The sequence below is a fragment of the Methylosinus sp. LW3 genome, from assembly GCF_000527115.1.
Lineage (GTDB): Bacteria > Pseudomonadota > Alphaproteobacteria > Rhizobiales > Beijerinckiaceae > Methylosinus.
Genome location: NZ_AZUO01000001.1, coordinates 1,501,581 through 1,507,580, shown reverse-complemented (window position 1 = coordinate 1,507,580; position 6,000 = coordinate 1,501,581). Strand labels below are relative to the sequence as shown.

At 65.7% G+C, this 6,000-nt stretch carries 2 protein-coding genes; one reads left to right on the top strand and one right to left on the bottom strand.

The features are described 5' to 3' along the window. The first annotated feature begins 2,038 nt into the window (after nucleotides 1–2,038). On the top strand, nucleotides 2,039–4,084 hold the full coding sequence (locus tag METLW3_RS0107520) for a tetratricopeptide repeat protein (protein ID WP_024879345.1): 2,046 nt from the start codon (nucleotides 2,039–2,041) through the stop codon (nucleotides 4,082–4,084). Between the two features lie 22 nt (nucleotides 4,085–4,106). On the opposite strand, the gene dnaA is transcribed toward METLW3_RS0107520, so the two are convergent. After that, nucleotides 4,107–5,594, bottom strand: coding sequence for a chromosomal replication initiator protein DnaA (gene dnaA, locus METLW3_RS0107515; protein WP_051465390.1), 1,488 nt, complete (start codon nucleotides 5,592–5,594; stop codon nucleotides 4,107–4,109). Between the last annotated feature and the right edge of the window lie 406 nt (nucleotides 5,595–6,000).

Below are 6,000 nucleotides of genomic sequence, written 5' to 3'. Positions count from 1 at the left end.
GCCACCCAGATCGGATCGCTCTCGGCCACGGCCTTCGGCGCGCTGACCTCGACGGAAGTGCAGGCCTTCACCTCCACCCAGCTCGCCGGCCTCACCGCCACGCAGCTCGGCAAGCTCACCACCACGGCGCTGTCCAACCTCTCCACCACGCAGGTCACTGATCTCACCTCGACGCAGGTGCGCGGCCTCACCGCCACGCAGATCGGCGGCCTCTCCGCCTCCTATCTCGACGCTATCGACGCGGCCGACTTCTCGACCAGCCAGATCGCGGCCTTCAGCGCGACAAGCGTCGGCGATCTCTCCACCACACAAGTCGGCAATCTCACCGCCACCCAGATCGGCTCGCTCTCGGCAACCGCCTTCGGCGCGCTGACCTCGACCGAGGTGCAGGCCTTCACCTCCACGCAGCTCGCCGGCCTCACCGCAACGCAGCTCGGCAAGCTCACCACCACGGCGATCTCGAACCTCTCCACCACGCAGGTCACCGACCTCACCTCGACGCAGGTGCGCGGCCTCACCGCAACGCAGATCGGCGGCCTCTCCGCCTCCTATCTCGACGCTATCGACACGGCCGACTTCTCGACAAGCCAGATCGCGGCCTTCAGCGCGACAAGCGTCGGCGATCTCTCGACGACCCAGGTCGCCAACCTCACCGCCACCCAGATCGGATCGCTCTCGGCCACGGCCTTCGGCGCGCTGACCTCGACGGAAGTGCAGGCCTTCACCTCCACCCAGCTCGCCGGCCTCACCGCCACGCAGCTCGGCAAGCTCACCACCACGGCGCTGTCCAACCTCTCCACCACGCAGGTCACTGATCTCACCTCGACGCAGGTGCGCGGCCTCACCGCCACGCAGATCGGCGGCCTCTCCGCCTCCTATCTCGACGCTATCGACGCGGCCGACTTCTCGACCAGCCAGATCGCGGCCTTCAGCGCGACAAGCGTCGGCGATCTCTCCACCACACAAGTCGGCAATCTCACCGCCACCCAGATCGGCTCGCTCTCGGCAACCGCCTTCGGCGCGCTGACCTCGACCGAGGTGCAGGCCTTCACCTCCACACAGCTCGCCGGCCTCACCGCAACGCAGCTCGGCAAGCTGACCACCACGGCAATCTCGAACCTCTCCACCACGCAGGTCACCGACCTCACCTCGACGCAGGTCCGCGGCCTCACGGCGACGCAGATCGGCGGCCTCTCCGCCTCCTATCTCGACGCCATCGATGCGGCCGACTTCTCCACCAGCCAGATCGCGGCCTTCAGCGCGACAAGCGTCGGCGATCTCTCGACAACCCAGGTCGCCAACCTCACCTCAACCCAGATCGGATCGCTCTCGGCCACGGCCTTCGGCGCGCTGACCTCGACCGAGGTGCAGGCCTTCACCTCCACGCAGCTCGCCGGCCTCACCGCAACGCAGCTCGGCAAGCTCACCACCACGGCGATCTCGAACCTCTCCACCACGCAGGTCACCGACCTCACCTCGACGCAGGTGCGCGGCCTCACCGCCACGCAGCTGGACGGGCTGTCGGCGAGCTATCTGGATGCGATCGACGCCGGCGACTTCTCGACGAGCCAGATCGGCGGGCTGGATTCGACCGCGGTCGGCAATCTCACCTCGACGCAGGTCGGGGCGCTGACCTCGGCGCAGGTCGGCGCGCTCTCGGCGACATCGATCAACTCGCTGACCACGACCGAGATCAACACGCTGAGCAGCACGCAGGTCGCGGGCCTCACCAAGACGCAGCTCACCGCGCTGAGCACGACGAACTTCAGCGCTCTGAGCAGCACGACGGGCATTCCGGCGCTGACGACCACGGCCATCGCCGGCCTCACCACCGCGGATATCGCCGCTTTGTCCACGACCCAGGGCAACGCCTTCACGACAACCCAGATTCAGGCAATGTCCGTGGATCAAGCTATCGCGCTCGTGTCTCTCATCGGCTGACGGCGAGGGGCGCGAGACGCGGTGACTTTCGTCACCCGTCCGCAACGGCGCTCCGGGCGGCATCGCCCGGGCGCCGCCCTCTCGAATGGACGTCGACATGACCACGCAGCCGAACGAATCGGAGACCGCCCTCGCGCTGTTCCAGGCAGCGATCGAAAAATCCTACTCGCGCAAGCTGACCATCGCCGATCTGTTCACCGCCGCCGCGCAATTGAAAGCGTTGGGGCTCGATCGGCGGGCGGCCGAGCTCTACAAGCATTGGATCGCCTTCAACGCCGACGATCCCGTCGTCTATGCGGCCTATTTCAACTTTGCGACCGCGCTGGCCGACTCGGGCGATCGCCCGGGCGCGATCAATGCGCTGCGCGAAGCGATCCGCATTCAGCCGGATTTCCAGCCGCCCTATATCAATCTGGGGCGGCTGCTCGAGGATTCCGGCCTCGTCGGCGCGGCGGTCGCGCAATGGATGGCGCTCGTCGAGCGGACCGCCGCCGTCAATGGCGAGTCGGTCGCTCACAAGCTCAGCGCGCTGCAGCAGACCGGGCGCGTGCTCGAGAGCCTCAATAAGGACGAGGCGGCGGAAGACGCGCTGCGGCAGATTCTGGAGATCGATCCCAAGCGGCAGGAAGTCGTGCAGCATTGGATCGCGCTGCGCCAGCGCCAATGCAAATGGCCGGTCGTGCTGCCCTCCGAGCGCGTGAGCCTCGCCGATCTCGCCAATGGCATTTCGTCGCTGTCGCTCGCCAATCATGCCGACGATCCGATGTTCCAGCTCGCCAAGGCGCATCATTACGAGAAGCGCTCCATCGGCCGGCCCAAACGCGGCCTACCCGAGCGCAGCCTGCGCGCAGCCGAGCCGAAGCGGGCGCGCAAGCAGCGGTTGCGCATCGGCTATGTCTCCTCCGATCTGCGCGAGCATGCGGTCGGCTTCGCCATGACCGATGTGCTGGAGTCGCATGATCGCGCGCATTTCGAGATCTACGCCTATTATTGCGGCATCGCGCGCAATGATCCGACGCGCGAGCGCATCGCCGCCGCCGTCGATCGCTGGACCGACATCAACGGAATGGACGACGAGACGGCGGCGAAAAAAATCGCCGAGGACGAGATCGACATTCTCGTCGATCTCAACGGCTACACCAAGGATGCGCGCACCAAGGTGTTCTCGCTGCGGCCGGCGCCGATCATCGTCAACTGGTTCGGCTTCCCCGGCACGATGGGCAGCCCCTATCATCATTACATCATCGCCGATCCGGTGATCATTCCCGAAGGCGCGGAGATCTACTACTCGGAGAAGGTGGCGCGGCTCGCCTGCTACCAGCCCAATGATCGCAAGCGCGTCGTCGCGCCGCAGCGCCCGACGCGCGTCGAGGCGGGATTGCCGGAGGACGCCTTCGTCTATTGCTCGCTCAACGGCATGCAGAAGCTCACCGCCCTCACCTTCGATCGTTGGGCGCGCATTCTGACGGCGGTTGCCGACAGCGTGCTGTGGCTGCTGACCGGCACGGAGCAGACCAACGCCCGCGTGCGCGAGGAGGCGAAAGCGCGCGGCGTCGCGCCGGAGCGCATCATTTTCGCCGAGAAGATGGCCAATCCCCATCATTTGGCGCGCTATCCGCTCGCCGATCTCTTCCTCGACAATTTCCCCTATGGCGCCCATACGACGGCGGCGGACTCGCTGTGGATGGGCGTGCCGATCGTCACCTTCGCCGGCCGCAGCTTCGCCTCGCGCGTCTGCGCCAGCCTGGTGCGCGCAGCGGGCGTCGGCGAGCTCGCCTGCGCCAGCGCGGAGGATTATATCGCGCTTGCTATCGAGCTCGGCAAGGACAGGCGCAAGCTCGCGGGGCTGCGGGACAGGCTCGCCAATGTGCGCGAGACATCGCTGCTATTCGACACGCCGCGGCTCGTCGGCGATTTGGAGACGCTCTATCGCGACATGTGGCGCGATTACGAGAGCGGCGAGCTGCCGCGGCCGGATCTGCGCAATCTCGATATTTATCACGAGATCGGACTCGATCTCGATCTTGAGAAGATAGAGCTGCTGAGCGACGCCGATTATCGCGCGCTCTATCAGCGCAAGCTGGCGGAGTGGGACGCCGCCTATCCGATAGAGCCAGATGCGCGGATGTGGCGGCCGCGCTGAGCGCGCGGCCGTGATCCCTCGCTCACTCGGCGAGCATTCGCTTCAAGAGCTCGATAACCTCGGACAGGCTCTTGTCCTTGGAGGCGAGCTCCTCGACCTTGCGCACGGCGTGCAGCACGGTCGTATGGTCGCGTCCGCCGAAGCGCCGGCCGATCTCCGGCAGCGAGCGCAGCGTCAGCACCTTGGACAGATACATGGCGATCTGCCGCGGGCGCACGACATTGGCGGTGCGGCGCGAGGAGAGAATATCCGCGCGCGAGATATTGTAATGGCTGGCGACGAGCTTTTGAATGTCGTCGATCTTGACGCGCTTGGGCTCGGCGCTGCGAACGAGATCGCGAATGGCGTTCTCCGCCGTCTCGACGCAGAGCGGCGCGCCGTTCAGCGTCGAATGGGCGAGCAGGCGATTGACCGCGCCTTCGAGATCGCGGCCATTGGTGACGATGGTCTTGGCGATATAGGACATGACCGCCGGCGGCACATGGAAATTGGGCTGCGCCTCCTGCGCGGCGGCGATGCGCGCCTCCAAAATCTTCATGCGCAATTCTTCGTCGAGCGGGCCGATGTCGACGCAGAGCCCGCCCTTGAAGCGCGAGAGCACGCGCTCGTCGAGAGTCTCGAGGTCGGACGGCGGGCGATCGGCGGCGACGACGACCTGCTTGCCGGCGTCGATGAGCGAGTTCAGCGTGTGGCAGAACTCCTGCTGGATCGACTTGCCCTGCAGAAATTGCACATCGTCGATGATCAGCACGTCGATGTTGCGCAGCCGCTCCTTGAAGGCGATCGAATTTTGCTGCGTCAGCGCCGAGACGAAGCCGCTCATGAATTTCTCGGCAGTGAGATAGAGCACGCGGCGCTTATTGTCATTGGCCGAGCGCGCCACCGCCTGCAGAAGATGCGTCTTGCCGAGTCCGACGGCCGCATGAGTGTAGAGCGGATTGAACAGCGGATGCTCGCCGGGACGGGCGTCGGCGACGCGACAGGCGGCCGCATAGGCGAGCTGGTTCGAGGGGCCGACGAGAAAGGTCGAGAAAGACAGACGGCGATCGAGCGGGGAACCGCCGAAAGACTCGCCGTCGCCGCGCGCCGCGGGACGCATCGGCGCCTTGACGTGCTGCGCCTCCGAGCGCTCGACGACAATGGCCGCAGGCGCCGGTTGCGCCTTCTCGACGACGGCGCCGGAAACGGCGTCCGCATCACGAGGGCGCGCACGGCGCGTCGGCGAGCGCACGTCGATGACGATCTGCTCGAGCGAGGTGAATTCGGCGCACAGCCGCGTGCGGATGCGATCCGCATAGTGAGACTGAATCCAGCTCTTCAAGAATTTCGTCGGCACCGTCAGCAGCGCTGCGCCGTCCTTCATGCCTTCGAGCTCCAGCCGCGCGAACCAGGAGCTGTAGACGGCCTCGCCGAGCTCGGCGCGCAGCCGCCCGCGCACGCGCTCCCATTTCTGCCGGCCCTCCGCCGACAGCTCGCTGGAATTCGACTGGTCATCGCTATTATCGGACATGGCTTTCTTTCGCGCTGAAGACGAGTCGAGGCGCGGCGCCTCGACAGCGTCGTCATAGTGAAACGGATAGATCGGTCGGTTTCGATCGATATGCGCGATCGACGCTTAGAGGACGCTTAAAGCTGGTTCGGGGGACCCACGGAATTTTCGCCGAGGTCGAAGGGACTTCGTCCGTCCTTTCGACTGCGACCTCGCGCGTCGTAGCGCTGCGCTACGTCGTCGCTCGGTCTCGTGTCGGCTCGCCGCCCAAAAGCCATCACATCACCCCTACATCCGCGATGAGCGAAAGCCCGTCGCGGTCCTTACAATCGGATCTGAAGATACGCAGACAGAAACGCACCCAGCGGGAATCGGCCGATGCATTCGTGGTGTGGTCGACGCATTCGTGGAACGCGTCGGGCAGTCC